Source organism: Bacteroidota bacterium, from assembly GCA_013696965.1.
Classification (GTDB): domain Bacteria; phylum Bacteroidota; class Bacteroidia; order JACCXN01; family JACCXN01; genus JACCXN01.
Genome location: JACCXN010000032.1, coordinates 1 through 17,930 on the forward strand (window position 1 = coordinate 1; position 17,930 = coordinate 17,930).

The following is a 17,930-nucleotide window of genomic DNA, read 5'->3' on the forward strand; positions in this document are numbered from 1 at the left end:
TTGATCAGGCAGATGAATTTCATTCCATAAGAGCTAAGTCACTTTATATGCTTGCTTATGATACTGTTTTCAGGCCAATTGTTGAGCCTATTAATGATCAGATAGGAATGAGATTATTAAATGAAAATGACATTAAAAATGAAGAAATAGTTTTAGAAATTGATGCTATTGCTGTTTCTCCAAACCCGGCAACCAATCATGCAACTATTTCATACGAAATAAATACTGTAAAAGGCCAGGGTTTAATTGAAATGCGAAATGTATTGGGCCAGTTGGTTTTTTCTACTGCTATCACTACCGAAAAGGGCAATGTTAATGTAGATACATCCAAACTTACCGATGGTATTTATTTTATAAATATTTCTGTAAATGGAGTACAAACAGCTCAAAAGAAGCTTTTGCTGATCAAGTAAAGTTTTGAATCAAACAATTTCTAAGGGAATTCCTAACAAGGGATTCCCTTTTTTTGTGAGTTTTAAGTTTATTTTTTGACTAAGAGCAAAATAATTTTTCATGGTCTTTTTTATTCTGTCTTTATAATTTTACCATTATCATACAAATCAATACAATTAGGATTAAAAGCATTTATTGTAAGTATATAAATATAATAACAATGGATTTTCATCTTCAACTTTGTTTTTACTAAAAATACAATTTTCTTTCCTAAATGCCAATCGGTTTTCTGCCTGTGCTATTTGCAAGAGATTCCTCCCTTTGGTCGGAATGAAGCGAAGCGCAATGAGGAATCCCTTTCTGAATGCAGTGTTGGATGTATGAACTATTTGAAACAGATTCCTCCCTTTTGGTGGGTAGGACAGTTTGTTGTTTTTTAGAAAAATTTCTATTTAAAAAGCCACTACTTACCCAAATTTAAAATATGGCCCATTTTATCCTTTTTAGTCTTTAAATAAACCTCATTGTGGACATTTGATTTTATTTCGATACTTGTATTTTCAATAATTTCTAAACCATAACCAATAAGTCCGGCTCTTTTCTTAGGATTGTTAGTTAAAAGATTTATTTTTTTAACACCCAGGTCTCTTAAAATCTGTGCTCCGATACCATAATCCCTGTCATCCATTGAAAAACCAAGTTCAATATTTGCCTCAACTGTGTCTCGTCCCTGTTCCTGGAGCTTATATGCCTTAAGTTTGTTTAAAAGACCAATACCCCTACCCTCCTGATTCATGTATAAAATAGCACCTTTACCAGCCTTTTCAATTATTTCCATTGCTCTATGGAGTTGAGGTCCGCAATCGCAGCGACAAGATCCAAATATATCCCCGGTCATGCAGGAGGAGTGTACTCTAACCAATACAGTTTCATCCTCTTTCCAATTGCCTTTTGTCAATGCAAGGTGTTCCTGTCCTGTTGTTGTTTGTCTGTAGGCTGTAAGTTCGAAATCACCCCACACGGTTGGCAAATGAACACTCACTTCTCTTTGGATTAAGGTTTCGTTCTGAAGCCTGTAGGCAATAAGATCCTTAATGGAAACAATTTTAAGGTTAAACCGCTCGGCAATTTTAAATAAATCAGCAAGTCGAGCCATTGTGCCGTCCTCATTCATAATTTCTACAATTACGCCTGCAGGTTCAAATCCTGCTAATCTTGCTAGGTCAATTGCTGCTTCTGTGTGTCCGGCTCTTCTTAAAACACCTCCACGTTTTGCCTTTAATGGAAAAATATGACCAGGCCTTGCAAGCTCTTCTTTTTTAATAGTTGGATCAATTAAAGCTTTAATTGTTTTTGCCCTATCACTAGCTGAAATTCCAGTTGTGCAACCGTGTCCGGTTAAATCAACCGAAACTGTAAATGGAGTTTCATATAATGAATTGTTTGATGAAACCATTAGTTCAAGTCCTAATTCATCGCAGCGGTCCTCAATAAGAGGTGCACAGATTAAGCCCCTGCCGTGTGTTGCCATAAAATTGATGATCTCAGTTGTTGCGCAACGGGCAGCAACTATAAAATCACCTTCATTCTCCCTGTCTTCATCATCAACCACGATAATTACTTTACCCGATCTTATGTCTTCAATAGCCTCGGCTATTGTGTTTAGTTTCTCATTCATTGTATTGGTTTGACGCAAAGTTAGCGAAATAGTGTTTGTGTTTTAGTTAAAAAAAAATATTATTCTTCCCTAACAGCCATAATTACTAGTGTTTGGCTTATAGTTGGAATTCGAAATACGTTTCTTTGATTCTGGTTTAAAACGATTTGGATACCTTGAATAGTATTTTAATTAAAAAGTGAGTCTTGTAAAAAACCGTTATTTTTCCCTTACAATAACAAAAATATCTTCATTTTCCTTTTTCATAAGATAATGTTCGCGCGCAAATTTTTCCAGTGTTTTTGGATTGGTTTTAAGATCCACAAGATTTTCCTGGTCTTTTTTAATTTCTTCCAGAAAAAATCTTTTTTCTTCCGTTAATTTATTTAATTCATTGGATATTTTGAATTGTGAAATTAAATCATTACGATCAAAAAATAACAGCCAAAATAAAAACACCAAACCTGAAATAGCATACCTGTTTTTTATCCAATGCGGTATTTTTTTAAACATCTTTTTTTTTACAAAATTAATTAAATTATACCTTTATGCATAAAGTATACGTTGAATTTTTTCAACCAATTAAAGTGCAAAACAATAAAACGCCTTTTATAGCTTTAAGAAATAGGATGATTATAGGATGGTTAATTGTCAAATAATTGTTATTTTCGCACACTTTTAAAGCATTTTAACTTAATTTGTAACTCCAAAATCAATACTCTTATGATGAAAAAAATATTATGTTTAGCTGTTTCTTTAGGCATTGTTTTTTGTACAAAAGCAGACGAAGGTATGTGGCTGCTGATGAAACTTAAAAACATGAACTATGAAAACATGCAGAAAATGGGGTTAAACCTTACTGCAGAAGAACTTTATAGTGTTAATAATTCCAGTTTAAAAGATGCTATTGTTTCCCTAGGTGGCTTTTGCACTGGAGAAATAATTTCTCCTCAAGGATTAATGCTTACCAATCATCATTGTGCTTTTGATGCAATTCAAACCCATAGTTCTGTAAAAAATGATTATTTAACAGATGGTTTTTGGGCAATGTCTAAGAAAGAGGAACTTCCCAATGAAGGACTTACAGCATCTTTTTTTGTTAGAATGGAGGATGTAACAAACAAAGTGCTTGAACAATTAACTCCTGAGATGAATGAAAATCAAAGGAAGGCTGCCATAAAAAAGATTTCTGATGAATTAAAAAAAGAGGCTACTCTTGGAACACACTACAATGCTGATGTGAAAAGTTTTTTTGAAGGCAATGAATTTTATTTATTCATTTATGAAACTTTCCAGGATATCCGTTTGGTTGGAGCACCTCCATCTTCTATAGGTAAGTTTGGTGGGGATACTGATAATTGGATGTGGCCAAGGCATACAGGCGATTTTTCATTGTTCAGGGTATATATGTCACCTGATGGAAAACCTGCTCCGTATTCTGTTGATAATGTACCTTACAAATCAAAGCATTTTTTGCCAGTATCCATCAAAGGAGTTGAAAACAATGACTTTGCAATGGTTTTAGGTTATCCTGGTCGTACCGATCGTTTCCTTACTTCTTACGGAGTTAAACTTGCAATTGAAAAGGATCAACCAGCAAGAGTAAAAATAAGAGAAAAAAGACTTGCTATAATGAAAGAGGACATGAATAAAAGTGATGAGGTGAGAATTAAATATGCTTCTACTTATGCCCAGGTTAGTAACTATTATAAATATTTCCAGGGTCAGACAAAAGGCTTGAAAAAACTATCTGTATATGATAAAAAGAAAACTTTGGAAAATGATTTTTTAGCATGGATTGAAGCAGATGCATCTCGTAATGCATATTATGGACAAAGTATACCTGATATTGCTGCCGCTTATGCATTGCTTGAAGATTATAAATTATCCCAGGTTTATCTTCAGGAAGCTGTTTTTGGATGCCAGATCATCGCTTTTTCAGCTAATTTCATGGCATTATCAGGACATTTAGCAAATAAGGAAGCCAAAAAGGAAGATACAGATGCAATTGTTGCTCAATTAAGAGAAGTTGCAAAAGAACATTTTAAAGATTACAATGCCCCAACGGATAAAAAAGTAACAGCAGCAATGCTTACCTACTTTAATTCAGATATCGCAAAGGATCTTCATCCTGATCTTTTCAAAACTATTGAATCTAAATATAAAGGAGATTTCAATAAGTATGCTGAAGATATGTTTTCACAATCTATTTTTGCTGATCAGGAAAAGTTGAATAAATTTTTAGACAAACCCACTGCAAAGTCTCTTGATAAAGATCCTGCAATGATTGCCTTTAAATCATTCATTACTAATTACCAGACTAAAATTCAGCCCGTAATTCTTCAATCAAACGAAAAGCTTGAAAAAGGAAACAGATTGTTTGTGGATGGGCTTAGAAAAATGAATGCTGACAAACAATATTATCCCAATGCAAATTTTACAATGCGTTTAACTTATGGTAAAGTAGGGGATTATGTTCCAAATGATGCAATGTTTTATAAGCATTTTACAACAAGCGATGGTATTCTTGAAAAAGAGGATCCTAAAGAAGAAGAATTTATTGTTCCTGCAAAATTAAAGGAATTAATACAGAAAAGAGATTTCGGAAGGTATGCAGATAAAAACGGTAACCTTGTTGTTGCTTTTATATCTGATAACGATATTACTGGAGGCAATTCCGGAAGCCCTGTGATTAATGGAAAAGGCCATTTAATCGGTTGTGCTTTTGATGGTAACTGGGAAGCAATGAGTGGCGATATTGCCTTTGAAACTGAACTTCAAAGAACAATTTCAGTAGATGCTCGTTTCATATTATTCATCATTGATAAATATGCAGGTGCTACTCATTTAATTAACGAAATGACTATTATCCAATAGCAGAAGAATCAGGCAATTTATCCTGAATAAAAATTAAGAGTACTATGCATAGGGACTATTTTTCACCCCCTTTGCATAGTACTTTTATTATGTGGAAATTAAAATGAAAGAAGAAATCAAATCACCCGCCGCTTTTGAAGATCAACCAGGTATTATGTTGCCTTTGATGGAGGAATTTTACACTATACAAGGCGAAGGATATAATACAGGCAAGGCTGCTTATTTTATTCGGCTTGGTGGTTGCGATGTTGGTTGCCATTGGTGTGATGTGAAAGAAAGTTGGAATGCAAGTTTCCATCCAATGACCCATTCTGATTTAATTGTGGAACATGCTTTAAAATATGCCGGAAAGGCAGTTGTTGTAACAGGAGGGGAACCTTCTTTATACCAACTTGATTATCTTACTTCAAAATTAAAAGAAAAAGGCATTTCCACCTTTGTTGAAACCTCCGGGGCTTACCCATTAACCGGAAACTGGGATTGGATTTGTTTATCTCCAAAAAAAACAATGCATCCATTAAAAGAAATTTTGCCCCTTGCCCATGAACTTAAAATGATAATTTTTAACCAGCATGATTTTATTTGGGCAGAAGAAAATGCGAAAATGGTTTCTGAAAACTGCAAACTATACCTACAGCCTGAATGGAGCCGTTCTTCAGAAATTACTCCCCAGATAATTGAATACGTGAAAAATAATCCCAAATGGAATATTTCTTTACAGACCCATAAATTCATGAATATTCCTTGATTGAGGATGTTAAAAGCAGATTTTACCAATTAAAATCCTTTTGATTAAATGTAAAAAGCAAATTGTTTTTTACATTAAACGCAATGAATTCATTTGATTACATTCCTCTTTTTCTTGATTTTATTTGCACTAGAAAAAAGCATAAATTGAACCGTACAAAAAAACAACAATCGAAAATCTTTTTTTAACCTGCTAATAATTGACGGCAACAGGTTTTTAGAAATAGAATTGAATTGTGTATTGATATAATTCAGCTTGAAATCAGCTATTCTACCCAAACAAATTTGTTTTGGATTCGGTTTTATTGGCCAACCTTTTGAGGTTTTCTTTATGGGTTAACAATACAAGAAAAAATACGCCAAGGGAAAACACAATAAAAGCAGGCGATATAACACCAAAAATAAAGATTGTTATCAAAGGAAAAAAAAGAGCGCCTATGATAGAAGATAATGAAACAAATTTTGAAAAATAAAGCACTACTAAAAAAATCAAAACAGTTAATCCTGCAGCAATTGGTTCAATAACAATCATAATCCCCAATAATGTAGCAACGCCTTTTCCTCCTTTAAAACCAGTATAAACAGGAAATATATGCCCTAAAACTGCTGCTGTTCCCAGTAACAATTGAAAAATCAGAAAAGCATCAGAGCCTTTTGCAGAAGAATAGAAAACTTCTGCCAATAAGACCGCTAATGATCCTTTTAGCACATCAATAATTAATACTGGTATACCTGCTTTCTTACCTAAAACCCTAAACGTGTTGGTGGCACCCGAACTGCTACTTCCATGCTTACGTACATCAATATTGTAAAATATTTTACCGATCCATACTGCGGGAGATAATGCACCCAATAGATAGGCTAACATTATTATTGCTATGTACTCATAAATTTCCATGGCCCTAATTATTCTTCTTTTTGTTCCTCAGAATTCTCCAGTTTCCTCAAAAATTGATTCTTTTTAGAAACGGTAGAGATGATATATTGAAAAGGAGCCTCTCCTTTCACGTTTTTATATTTTCTCTTATCTGATTTTACTTCTTTAATAATTTTATTAAACTCTTCATTAGATGACAATGCCTGCATTACATTTCTTTGATAGCTAAAGAAATACCATTCCCCTGCACCCAAATCCAAATACAAATTCATTATGTCTCCTCCTCGCTTTTTAACTATTTCAATATTACCGTCAAATACCCTGTTAATTTGCGTTTTGTATATGTTTCCAATTCCAATTTGACCAATTGACCGGTAAGATCTTAAGTTCTCTTCCCATCGGAATTTCACATCCGTAAAGAAAATAGTATGATTTAAATCTGATGGAAATTTCCTGTAGGATCCACCATATAAATTCAATTCTGAAATTAATTTATCCGCACTCTCCTTGCCCAATAATTCTCTCATGCTTTTTTCAAATACCAGCCTTGAATAATCCACTGGTTGAGCAGAAGCGCTTTTTTGCATACGCTCTGCCATTTTTTCCATTGCAGATTCTTCGAAGAAAAAATTCATCGGAAAAATCACATCGAAAAGCACAAGGTTATCATTCAAATTATGTGTGGAATATCCAGCCGGTTTTACTGTAATATTTCCTAAATCAACACCTAAATCCATATTACCTTCACCATAAAACTTACAGTCATTGATGTTTAATGAAATGTAATTTCCTGTGAGCATATTTTCCTTGAGTTTTTCCCTATTTGAAATTCGGTATTCCTTGGATGCTTTATCATAAAACAGGAACCCATCTGCACCTATAACATTAATATCCTTAGGTGAAAGTTTTTTAGAAAGGTATGAAGAATAAATACCAACAGAATCATTGGCAAGTAAAAGGCCACTAGCTAATTTATAATTATCCTCATTTACGGGCTGCTGTGCAACAGGAATATAAATTTCCATTGGATCAATTTCAGCATTAAACTTCATCCAGTTTCGGGAAAGCATTTCACAACCATGAATAATGCGTGAAGTTCCATCAAAGCTTAGGTGTTGCTTTGTTGCCTCCAGTTTTACATTTCCTGTAAATTCGAAATAAGGACTTAATTTAAAGGCTATTGCATCTTCAATGATACCTTCGGCAGAAGTTTGGCCAGTAGTATCAGGCGAAATTTCATTAAAATGGATAGTTTGAATAACCTTATTCTCATCTACATAATCGTAATCACCAGAAGCTGTATATTTTCGCTTTCCCTCAACATTTACTGTAGAATTGTAAAGGGTATGGTACTGAGTAATGTAATTTGCTTTTATTTTAGCGTTTTCCAATGTTCGCATTTTAGCTTTTTTCTCAACTACAACCTCTCCATCTCCTGGATAAATCATGGCATCAGCTACATTAAAATATTTAACCTGTGAGGAGTAAATTACATTTTCCTTTAAATCGTACCTAGTTTTAGGTGAAAAATAAGACAAAGAATCCTGTTTTGGGTGAATGGAAATAAATTGTGATCCTGTTAAATCCAAATCACTACTTCCTGGGTCATTTGCCTGGCTTTTGCCTCCGGTTAATTCGATATCATTTTTATCCATTAACCATGTAAACTGATCCATAAAACACACGTACTGGTTGGAAGGGAATTCCATTAAAGATCCACCTCCATTTGAAATAAACTTAGCTTTCCTTTCAGCAAAATTTACATGTGCATTTACATTAATTGTTTTAAGAGCGAACTCAGCGGAAGATAAGCTGGCTAATCTAAAATCAGCCGTGTCAGAGAAAAATTCATTGAATTTATATTTATATTCTTTTGCATCCATTTCAGCATTGTTAAAAGTCATTAAACCCTCGCCTGTAAGACCTGAGGGTTCAAGAAACAATTTACCATGAGATTCTGCCTGACCATTAAACATTACAAGAGGATTGTTTCGCTTTTCTACTTCCATTATATCTTTAAAAGGCATAAAATGCATATAAGCCCCGGCGGCGGCAACTGCTGGATATTCCACTCCGCTATTTCTCTCAGCAATAGTATATTGGTTCATTAAAGCATTGGTAGAATCAGGATAAAATATAAAATTATTCGAATGAGCCTTGGAGGTTATGTAATTCAATGTTCCGTCTCCTTTTAATCCCTCATGACTCATTTTAATGTCATTTTCGAAAACAGCCTTATTTCCATAAACAGGATACCCTCCCGGAGGTGCTTTTCTAATAAAACCTAGAGAATAATCTGCTTGTAGAGTTAAATCTTCCTGAAAATCAGGGAAAATTCCTGCTGAAACAAAAAGACCTTTAAATCTAAGGGATGCATTTTCAAATGAGTTAAGGCTGTCAATAGTAAAAGGGTCTACCTTAAAATAAAATTTCTCCTTATTGTACGCTCCCATTTGTATGGATGGACTGTTATAATAAACAAAAGACTCTTTACGACTGTTTAAAACAGGATAATTTGCAAGTGATTTCAACCCTGATTTATTTTTTGGACCATCAATAAGTAAATCTCCCTGTATATCTTCAATTACAGTTTTCACTCTTATCATTGGCTGTCTACCGTATTCATCTTTTTGTCCAACTTTTACTTTAATACTTAAAGAATCAACTGCAATAAGATTAATTTTAAAGGTTTCATATTCAAAGGAAAATTGCTTTCCGTAAAAATCGAAAAGTCCAGCATTAACAACACCTCCAAAAATAAAATCACGGTTTTTCTTTAATGTTATTTCTCTTTTTGAGGGTTGAATAAATACATTTTGTGAATCACTTAGAAAAATCTGACTAACTCCTCTTATGGTAAGATCGTAGTTTAAAAGATTCAGTGTAGCATTGGCTTTTCCCGATATATCTGAATTAAATTCAATTACATCGTAATCCCTCTTTTCGGCATTTGCATCCAGATACCAAAAAAGCTTGTCCTTTATAATTACAAGTTGTCTTTCAATATCATATTGCAAGAAACCTTGATTGGCAAGGTTTAGCAGCATAGGTGAGACTTGGCTCATTGGAAGGCGCATGTGGCTTACTATGTCCTCAGCCATTATTTCTCTTGATTGGAATTTTTTAGAAACTTCCCTAATTAACACCAGTGGATGAACAGCATCCATACCCAGTATTTTTTGATAAAGACTATAGGAGTAATAATTGGAAGATTCAAAACGAGCATAGGTTTGAGTACTTCCTTTTATAACCCCCATATTCATTAGAGGTTCATCAATTTTCCAGTTTATTACCTCAACATCCATATCTATACTATGAAATGTATTGAAATACGGACTTTTAGCAATTCCTTTATCATCACGGTATAGTACCAGTTCCCTCTCCTTTGTTAAAAGTTTCATATTTAGACCGGGATGGAAAATGGAATCGTTTTCAAGAAAAACGGTTATGGAGGCACGGTCAGAGGTAATTCTTTCTTGTCGAATTACAAATACTTTTGATTCTGCTACCAAAAAAGGATTGTCATTTCGATAGAAAATTAGCATTGCATTTTCCTGGTCACTACCCATACCAATAAATTTGGGACCCACCATGGAAAATCCACCATCATAATTAACGCCATCAATAATATTTTTTATTAAAAACCTCTTGTGGTAAGAATCAAAACGCGGATAGGTTGCGTTATTTTCGTTAACATTTGCTTTAACTTTATCTTGAAGTTTGCCTAAAATCGGTTTAGAAAAATATTGACTATTATAAAATGATACAGAATCAGCAGTATAAGCTGCTGTTTTTAATCCAATTTCATATTTATTTAATTCTGCATGAATTTCGTTTTCAGGAAAACCTGCCCTAACCCAATTAACCTTTCCTCCTTTTCCAATCCATTTATCTTCCAAGGGGTATAAAATACCTGAAGTTCCATAAATAACGGTGCTATCATCCTTTGATTCGCATTTAAGATTAAGTGAAGGAAAAACAACATAAGGCAAACTATCGTATTCGAAAATATAATTGTTATTGTCTGAATACCATGTAACATTGGATGTTTTGTAAATTATATTGGATGAAAATATATTTTCGCTAAAGGCAAGAAAATCAACGAAACGCTTGCTGGTTGATTTTTCAATTATCTTCTCAAGGCTTCTCTGCCAGGCTTCAAAACTTTCAACTGATTGTTTAGCATCGAGAAAATTTATCATTGTTGAGAGGTAATTTTTAAAATCGGGAAAAGGCTTCATCCTCTTCTTAAGCATAATATTGCAGGTTTTGTAAATTACCTGCTTATCAGCTTCTGAAAAACGACCGGAGTAAAAAACAGGAATAAATTCCTTTAACATGAATTCCTCTCCCTCTTTTTTTCTAGCTGAAATAAAAAAATCTGATAACTCTGATACAAAAGTTATAGAGTCAGGGGTAAAGCTCTTGAGGTTTTGAGCATTAACATGTGTCCCAAACAAAGCAAAAAAAGAAAAAAGCGGAAAAATAAATTTCAGAAATTTCATAATTGGCAACTAATTTACTGTAAAATGCAGAATTGACCAATTATTTTTTATTGTTTCTTTACGAAATTTTAAACCAAGAAATTCTGATTTTGCTTTAATTTCAGGGGTATCAGTGGTAAAAAAACCACTCATTAATAAATTCCCATCTTTTTCCAGGGATTGATAATAAACAGGAAGGTCATTTAATAAAATATTCTTATTGATATTGGCCAGGATGGTATTAAATTTCAGCCCTTTAAGAAGTTCTGCATTTCCCATAGTTACCTGAATTTCATTGCAATCATTAATTTGAATATTTTCACATGTATTAGTATAAGCCCATTGATCATTGTCAATTGCTGTAACTTTTTTCGCACCCATTTTTGCAGCAAGAATTGCCAGTACGCCTGTTCCACATCCCATGTCGAGTACATTTTTATCTTTTATTCCAGAAAAATCCATAGAAAGCATTGTCTGGGCCATAAGGGTAGTGGTTTCATGATGACCTGTTCCAAAAGACATTTTAGGTTCTATGATAATTTCATAGGTTATATCCTTGGAGGGTTCATGAAAAGGTGCCCTTATTAAACATTGTTTACTTACTTTAACCGGTTCAAAATTTTTTTCCCATTCAATATTCCAATTTTGAGAGGGTATATTGCGGCAGGAATAGGATATTTTAAAAGTAGGGTTTTTAAACAATGCGTTTTCCAGAATTTTATTTTCAGAAAAAAGATTTTCAGGAATATATGCACATGTTCCTTGTTCTGTTTCTACAAAAGAATCGAAACCAATGTCGCACAAACTTGTAATTAAAATATCGGTTGCAGGTTGTTTGGGTTGAATGATAAATTCTACTTCTATGTATTCCATTAATATGAATTAATTATAGTGTAAAAATCTTCTGGTTTTAATGAAGCACCGCCAATTAATCCCCCATCAACATCAGCATTTGCAAACAGTTCTTTGGCATTAGTAGGATTACAGCTTCCGCCATAGAGAATGGTCAAATTCTCAGCAGCAATACTGCCAAATTTCAAAGCAATTATTTTACGTATATGAGTATGCATATCTTGTGCCTGCTGCGCACTTGCAGACAGGCCGGTGCCAATTGCCCAAACAGGTTCATAAGCAATAATAAGCTGCATGAATTGTTCAGCGCTTAGATGGAAAAGTGCCGATTCAATTTGTTGAGAAACAGTTTGAAAAAACATTCCGGATTCCCTTTCTTTTAAAGATTCACCACAACAAAAAATAGGTTTCAAGTCGTTTTCAAGGGCTTGATTTATTTTTTGAGCAAGTTCACTATCCTTTTCGTTAAAATATTCCCTGCGCTCAGAATGGCCTAAAATAACATATTCTGCCCCTGCCGATTTCACCATTGATGCAGCTATTTCTCCGGTATAAGCACCTGATTTTTTGGAGGAACAATTTTGTGCCGCAAGGAAAATATCTTGAGCGTTTTTTACTAATTCACTAAATCTGGCAAGATGAGTAAAGGGAGGGGCTATAATAACCAAATCCGCTGAATTAATGGCTTTTGAATTTTTATTTTTCTCCAATACTTCCTTTAAAAGAAGAATTCCTTCATCAAGAGTGGTATTCATTTTCCAATTTCCAGCAACAATCTTTTTACGCATCCCTTTTTAATATTAAAGATAATGTTTTTTCTTTCTCTGTAAAGATCAATGAAAAAAACAAAGCACTATTTCACTCTAACCCTCGGATCGAGAATACCATAAACAATATCAACAATAACATTTATCACAACAAAAAAAGTGGCAATAACAAGTACAGTTCCCATTACAACAGGGAAATCATATTTATCCAGGGCGCTAAAAACTTCTGAACCTATACCTTTCCATCCAAAAACCCATTCAACAAAAACTGCACCTGCCATTAAACTGGCAAACATCCCAGAAACTGTTGTAACAACGGGATTCAAAGCATTTTTCAGGGCATGTTTAAAAATAACGGTATAATAGCCTAAACCTTTAGCCTTTGCAGTTCTAATATAATCCTGGGTAAGCACATCAAGAAGAGAGCTTCGGGTAAGTTGTATTATTATTGCCAGGGGTCTTATTCCTAGGGTTAGTGCGGGTAAAATCAAATTTTTGAATTCCAGGAATTCTCCATCTCCATAATCATCCATTGTATATAGACTTCCAACCATATTTAAACCGGTATAATCGCTTAAAATATGACCAAATACCCAGGCAATAATTAATCCCATAAAAAAAGAAGGGGCAGCCATCCCTAATACTGCAAATACTAGAGATGAATTGTCAAATAAACTGTTTTGTTTTATAGCTGAAAAAACGCCAAGTATTACCCCTACCACAGTGGCAAAAAGCATTGAGGCAAAGGCAAGAACAGCGGTTTCAGGCATTGTCTCGTATATAATATCTGATACCAGTCTTTTAGATTGATAAGACCGCCTTAAGTAGGGGTACTTTAAAACAAGAACCTTGGTGGATGAAACTGAAAACAACAGTTTATGTGAATACTTTTCATCATCTAAAAACAGGTGATGTTCTTTATTTTGTGTTTCGTGAATTGACAAAAACGATAAATCATTGATATACATTAAAAACTGTACAGGTAAGGATTTATCTCTTCCAAGATCTTTGTTTATGGCCTTAATAGAGGCTTCATCAGCTCTTTGTCCAAGCATCATCCTGGCAGGATCGCCAGGTAAAACATTAAACAGTAAAAAAACAACGGTGATTACTCCAACTAAAACAAGGAAACCGTAAGCAAATCGCTTTAATATAAATTTTGTCACTACGCCTGAATGTATTATTTTAAATGCTCAGATTCTATCTTCTCGAAATTAGGAATATCATTGTAATGCCACATGTTTACAACTACTCCTTGCTTTAACAATACCAAACCAGGATTGGAACGAATAATTGTTTTTAATGTAATTTCATCTGTGCTGTAATAATCAAATGATGATTGGGCCTCGTGACGCAATTCTTCAATGGAATTCTCAGATGATGCAGACAAACCGATTACATATGCTCCACTCGAATTTGCTTTTTCAGCAAACGCGGAGAATTTTTTGTGTGCCTCTATATCTGATTTTTTTATGTCATAAGAGATAAACATGAAAACATAGCCAGGGTCATTTAAAATATCTTCTGTATAATCATACCCGTCAAATCCAAGAATTTTAAAATCCTTTATTTTTGCCTCATCACCCTTTTGCACGAGTTTATTTTGAGTATCCTGCCATTCCCATTCAGGTAATTCCCATATTTTACTATCCATATACTCTTGCTGAAGCATTTGTTTTACTTCACCTGTATTGGAATTTTTATAAACCAGCTTAGTTTCATACACATCAGGTACTGCTCCAACAGGTAATTTCATTTGTTCTGGAATGCTCTTTCCAATTGCATAGGGCCTAAAATCCTTAACAGGCAAATGCCAAAGACAATAAAAAGCAAAGAATAGGGAAAGGGCGGTTGTTATACCAACTGAAATGTAATCTGGTTTAATTTGATTATTGAATACCGAGGTAATTTTATTCCTTCTAATAAAGATGATGGTAATAAAAAACAAAAGGATAATATCCTTACTAAAGGATTCCCAGGGAGTTAATTTCACGGCATCTCCAAAACATCCACAATCAGTAACTTTATTAAAGTATGCAGAATAAAAAGTAAGGAAAGTGAAAAAGACAATAAGTCCCAAAAGTGACCATGCAACAGGTTTCATTTTTGTGCCCAGCAAAGTTGCAACCCCTAGAATAACCTCTGAAACAGAAATAAAAATGGAAAGGGCCAAAGCATAAGTATGCATCCAATCCATTCCAAAAACATCAAAATACTCTTCAAGTTTATAGGAAAATCCCAAGGGATCATTGGCTTTTATCAAGCCTGAAACAATAAATAAAACACCAACTAAAATCCTTGACAATATTACCAGATACTTCATTTTCTATATCAATTTAATTTTTTTTCTCTTTGAATAAACCTCTTTTAAGCGGTTATTATTACTTAAACAATACATTAAAAGTTCAAAAACTATATTAGAACTGTAAATCTAAACTATTTAACAATTTTTTAACTTTTAGTTTCTTCCAATTTAATGAGGGCAAAAATAGCATAATTAATCATATCATAATAGTTAGCATCAATGCCCTCAGAGATAATTGTTGTCCCTTTGTTGTCTTCTATTTGTTTTGTCCTTAAAATTTTCATTAAAATCAGGTCTGTTAAGGAGTTTATACGCATATCTCTCCAAGCCTCACCATAATCATGATTTTTATTTAACATTAAAGATTTAGCATTGTTAGCAAATTTTTCATACAATACTTCTGCTTGATTCAAAGGTAAATCCAGGTCTTTAGAGGTGCCGAGTTCGAGTTGTATTAAACCAATTATTGCATAATTAACAATTCCAATGTATTCTGGTTTAATTCCTTCATCCACTTTTTGAACCCCATTTTCTTCTATATTTCTGATTCTTTGAGCCTTAATGAAAATCTGGTCAGTAATAGAGGCTGTTCTTAGAATTCTCCATGCACTTGCATAGTCTTTCATTTTATTAATAAAAATATCTTTGCATATATTTAATGCAAAATCATATTGAGCTGTTGTGTTACTCATTTTTAAAATACCTTTAAAATAAATGGAGGCGAAAGATACATTTTTTTACAGAAATAGCACTATTAACTGTGCAGGTAAACTTTTATCCCTGGACAAGTCTTTGGTAATGGGAATATTAAATGTAAGTCCCGATTCCTTCTATGATGGGCCAAATCATTCTGGAATAGAACAAATATTAAAGCGTGCAAAAAATATTTTGGAAGATGGCGGAGATATTATCGATGTTGGAGGTGAATCCACAAGGCCCGGTTCTTTGCCTATTCCTGTTCAAGATGAATTGAAAATAATAATTCCTGCAATCAAAGCAATTAAAGAAAATTTTCCTCATGCAATTATATCAATTGATACTTCGAAAGCGCAAGTGGCGGAAAAGGCTGTTCAGGCAGGTGCTGCTATAATTAATGACATTTCAGGTGGAAACTTTGACAAGGCAATGTTCAGCACCGTGGCAGCGTTAAAAGTACCATACATTCTTATGCATTTAAAGGGCAAGCCTGAAACAATGCAACAGAATCCTTTTTATGAAGATGTGGTTAAGGAAGTAATGTTATATTTTTCAGAAAAAATTTCTGAATTGCGGGAAATGGGAGTTAACGACATTATTCTTGATCCTGGTTTTGGATTTGGGAAAAACACAAGCCATAATTACACTTTACTAAATCGGCTTGATGATTTTAAAATTTTCAATCTGCCGATTTTGGCAGGATTTTCAAGAAAAAGAATGATAAATGAAATATTAGAAACTACTCCTCATGAGGCTCTTAACGGAACCACTGTACTAAATACGCTGGCACTTACAAAGGGAGTAAATTTTTTAAGGGTTCATGATGTAAAAGAAGCAGTAGAAGCTGTTAAAATTATTACATTTGCTCAAAGACAATCAAACAATGCTTATTAATTTTTTTATTACATTAAGGTGGTTGGATTTTCTGGATATCCTGTTGGTTGCTTTTTTAATTTACCAGCTTTACAGGTTAGTTAAGGGAACTGTTGCCATCAATATTTTTATAGGGATATTGTCCTTTTACATGCTATGGTTACTGGTAAGGGCCCTAAACATGCAGCTACTTGGCAGTATTTTGGGACAATTTATCGGCCTTGGTGCCATTACACTGATTATTGTTTTTCAACAAGAGTTAAGAAGGTTTTTGTTGATGATAGGTACCACCGGATTTTTTAACAAAGGGAAATTCAAAAAGAACCTTTTTGAATTCAACTGGGGAGTAAAAAAGCCAATGTTAGTTGATGTGAATACTGTTGTAAAAGCTTGTTCAGAAATGGCTGAAACAAAGACTGGTGCTTTAATAATTATAGCAACGCGTTCGGAACTCAAGTTTTTTGCCAATACCGGAGACTATATAGATGCAGTTGTTTCCAAGAGATTAATTGAAAGTATTTTTTTTAAAAATAATCCCATGCACGATGGGGCAATAATTATTTCAGGAAATAGAATAAAAGCCACGCGTTGTGTACTACCAGTAACCGAGAACCCTGACTTTCCGCACCATTTGGGAATGCGCCACAGAGCTGCGGTTGGAATCACTGAGGCTTCTGATGCTATCGCAATTATTGTTTCCGAACAAACCGGTGGACTTTCTTTTGCAAAAGGAGGTGAATTGTCAATTAATTTGAAATCAGACAAACTTAAGGAGCTTTTAAATAAGGAATTTAATTGAGCAGTGCTTTAATGCTAAACACCTTCTAAAGGTAGAAACCATTAGGCAATTAAAACCTAAGCACGGAATCACAACTAAAAAAGAAAAAAATTGTATTTGAATTAACGACTTGGCCCTAATTCTACCACTCTTAAGTCTTTAATTTTTTTACCCTCGATATTAAACAATAAAAGTGTTTTTATTTGGTGAAAACCATGAATTCCACATGCTCCGGGGTTCATGTGTAGCAAATTCAACTGCTTATCATTTATCACCTTCAATATATGTGAATGACCGCAAATAAATAAATCAGGAGTATTTTTTTCAAGTAATAGTTTAATGTCAGGATTGTACCTACCGGGATAACCACCAATATGTGTAATTAAAACATCTACTTGTTCGCAAAAAAAACGTTGAATTAACGGGCATTCCTTCCTTACATCCTGTCCATCTATGTTTCCGTAAACTGCCCTAAGGGTTTTTATTTTTTTAAGTCGCTCAATAATATCAATTGTTCCTACATCCCCTGCATGCCAGATTTCATCAACTTGCTCTAAATGCTTAAAAATAGAAGGATCTAGATAATTGTGGGTATCGGAAATTAAGGCTATTTTTTTCAAAATA

Annotated in this window: 15 protein-coding genes; 5 read left to right on the forward strand and 10 right to left on the reverse strand. The window is 33.8% G+C overall.

The features are described 5' to 3' along the window. A partial coding sequence (locus tag H0V01_05215; protein ID MBA2582772.1) for a T9SS type A sorting domain-containing protein occupies positions 1 to 413 on the forward strand: 413 nt, incomplete at its 5' end. A gap of 443 nt (positions 414 to 856) precedes the next feature. On the opposite strand, the gene H0V01_05220 is transcribed toward H0V01_05215, so the two are convergent. Together H0V01_05220 and H0V01_05225 are read right to left on the reverse strand one after the other, a co-directional pair. Then, positions 857 to 2,071: a bifunctional 3,4-dihydroxy-2-butanone-4-phosphate synthase/GTP cyclohydrolase II gene (locus H0V01_05220; GenBank protein MBA2582773.1), complete on the reverse strand. Its 1,215-nt coding sequence runs from the start codon at positions 2,069 to 2,071 to the stop codon at positions 857 to 859. Positions 2,072 to 2,269: 198 nt separating this feature from the next. After that, entirely contained in the window at positions 2,270 to 2,563 is a 294-nt protein-coding gene (locus H0V01_05225; GenBank protein ID MBA2582774.1) for a septum formation initiator family protein, read from the reverse strand. 210 nt (positions 2,564 to 2,773) lie between these two features. Here H0V01_05225 and H0V01_05230 point away from each other — a divergent pair, with 210 nt between their 5' ends. Both H0V01_05230 and H0V01_05235 read left to right on the forward strand, forming a co-directional pair. Then, the gene (locus H0V01_05230) at positions 2,774 to 4,927 is read left to right on the forward strand and encodes a S46 family peptidase (protein ID MBA2582775.1); all 2,154 of its coding nucleotides are present in this window, start codon (positions 2,774 to 2,776) and stop codon (positions 4,925 to 4,927) included. Positions 4,928 to 5,093: 166 nt separating this feature from the next. Continuing rightward, on the forward strand, positions 5,094 to 5,675 hold the full coding sequence (locus H0V01_05235) for a 7-carboxy-7-deazaguanine synthase QueE (GenBank protein MBA2582776.1): 582 nt from the start codon (positions 5,094 to 5,096) through the stop codon (positions 5,673 to 5,675). Between the two features lie 270 nt (positions 5,676 to 5,945). Here H0V01_05235 and plsY read toward each other — a convergent pair whose 3' ends face one another. From plsY to H0V01_05270, 7 genes are all read right to left on the reverse strand, one after another. Continuing rightward, positions 5,946 to 6,572: a glycerol-3-phosphate 1-O-acyltransferase PlsY gene (gene plsY, locus H0V01_05240; protein MBA2582777.1), complete on the reverse strand. Its 627-nt coding sequence runs from the start codon at positions 6,570 to 6,572 to the stop codon at positions 5,946 to 5,948. 8 nt (positions 6,573 to 6,580) lie between these two features. Beyond that, entirely contained in the window at positions 6,581 to 11,056 is a 4,476-nt protein-coding gene (locus H0V01_05245) for a hypothetical protein (protein ID MBA2582778.1), read from the reverse strand. A 9-nt stretch (positions 11,057 to 11,065) separates the two neighbouring features. Next, positions 11,066 to 11,908 (reverse strand): 50S ribosomal protein L11 methyltransferase, encoded by an 843-nt coding sequence (gene prmA, locus H0V01_05250; protein ID MBA2582779.1) that lies wholly within the window; start codon positions 11,906 to 11,908, stop codon positions 11,066 to 11,068. After that, a complete protein-coding gene (locus tag H0V01_05255) occupies positions 11,908 to 12,675 on the reverse strand; it encodes a triose-phosphate isomerase (protein ID MBA2582780.1) in 768 nt (255 codons plus the stop codon). The genes prmA and H0V01_05255 overlap by 1 nt, the downstream gene beginning before the upstream one ends. Positions 12,676 to 12,740: 65 nt before the next feature. Next, a complete protein-coding gene (locus H0V01_05260) occupies positions 12,741 to 13,820 on the reverse strand; it encodes an ABC transporter permease (protein MBA2582781.1) in 1,080 nt (359 codons plus the stop codon). Between the two features lie 14 nt (positions 13,821 to 13,834). Then, complete coding sequence (locus H0V01_05265) at positions 13,835 to 14,977, reverse strand: DoxX family protein (GenBank protein MBA2582782.1); 1,143 nt, start codon at positions 14,975 to 14,977, stop codon at positions 13,835 to 13,837. A 128-nt stretch (positions 14,978 to 15,105) separates the two neighbouring features. Then, a complete protein-coding gene (locus H0V01_05270; GenBank protein ID MBA2582783.1) occupies positions 15,106 to 15,651 on the reverse strand; it encodes a DUF1599 domain-containing protein in 546 nt (181 codons plus the stop codon). A 22-nt stretch (positions 15,652 to 15,673) separates the two neighbouring features. On the opposite strand from H0V01_05270, the gene folP reads away from it, so the two are divergent. Next, entirely contained in the window at positions 15,674 to 16,549 is an 876-nt protein-coding gene (folP, locus tag H0V01_05275; GenBank protein ID MBA2582784.1) for a dihydropteroate synthase, read from the forward strand. After that, positions 16,539 to 17,327, forward strand: coding sequence for a TIGR00159 family protein (locus H0V01_05280; protein ID MBA2582785.1), 789 nt, complete (start codon positions 16,539 to 16,541; stop codon positions 17,325 to 17,327). The genes folP and H0V01_05280 overlap by 11 nt, the downstream gene beginning before the upstream one ends. Before the next feature lie 101 nt (positions 17,328 to 17,428). Here H0V01_05280 and H0V01_05285 read toward each other — a convergent pair whose 3' ends face one another. Continuing rightward, positions 17,429 to 17,926, reverse strand: a complete 498-nt coding sequence (locus H0V01_05285) for a metallophosphoesterase family protein (GenBank protein MBA2582786.1) — start codon at positions 17,924 to 17,926, stop codon at positions 17,429 to 17,431. Positions 17,927 to 17,930 lie beyond the last annotated feature (4 nt).

Coding starts and splice junctions, on each gene's coding strand:
- prmA (MBA2582779.1), bottom strand. CDS start 11,908: ATGGAATACATAGAAGTAGAATTTATCATTCAACCCAAACAACCTGCA.
- H0V01_05245 (MBA2582778.1), bottom strand. CDS start 11,056: ATGAAATTTCTGAAATTTATTTTTCCGCTTTTTTCTTTTTTTGCTTTG.
- H0V01_05235 (MBA2582776.1), top strand. CDS start 5,094: ATGGAGGAATTTTACACTATACAAGGCGAAGGATATAATACAGGCAAG.
- H0V01_05255 (MBA2582780.1), bottom strand. CDS start 12,675: ATGCGTAAAAAGATTGTTGCTGGAAATTGGAAAATGAATACCACTCTT.
- H0V01_05270 (MBA2582783.1), bottom strand. CDS start 15,651: ATGAGTAACACAACAGCTCAATATGATTTTGCATTAAATATATGCAAA.
- plsY (MBA2582777.1), bottom strand. CDS start 6,572: ATGGAAATTTATGAGTACATAGCAATAATAATGTTAGCCTATCTATTG.
- H0V01_05225 (MBA2582774.1), bottom strand. CDS start 2,563: ATGTTTAAAAAAATACCGCATTGGATAAAAAACAGGTATGCTATTTCA.
- folP (MBA2582784.1), top strand. CDS start 15,674: ATGGAGGCGAAAGATACATTTTTTTACAGAAATAGCACTATTAACTGT.
- H0V01_05280 (MBA2582785.1), top strand. CDS start 16,539: ATGCTTATTAATTTTTTTATTACATTAAGGTGGTTGGATTTTCTGGAT.
- H0V01_05230 (MBA2582775.1), top strand. CDS start 2,774: ATGATGAAAAAAATATTATGTTTAGCTGTTTCTTTAGGCATTGTTTTT.
- H0V01_05220 (MBA2582773.1), bottom strand. CDS start 2,071: ATGAATGAGAAACTAAACACAATAGCCGAGGCTATTGAAGACATAAGA.
- H0V01_05265 (MBA2582782.1), bottom strand. CDS start 14,977: ATGAAGTATCTGGTAATATTGTCAAGGATTTTAGTTGGTGTTTTATTT.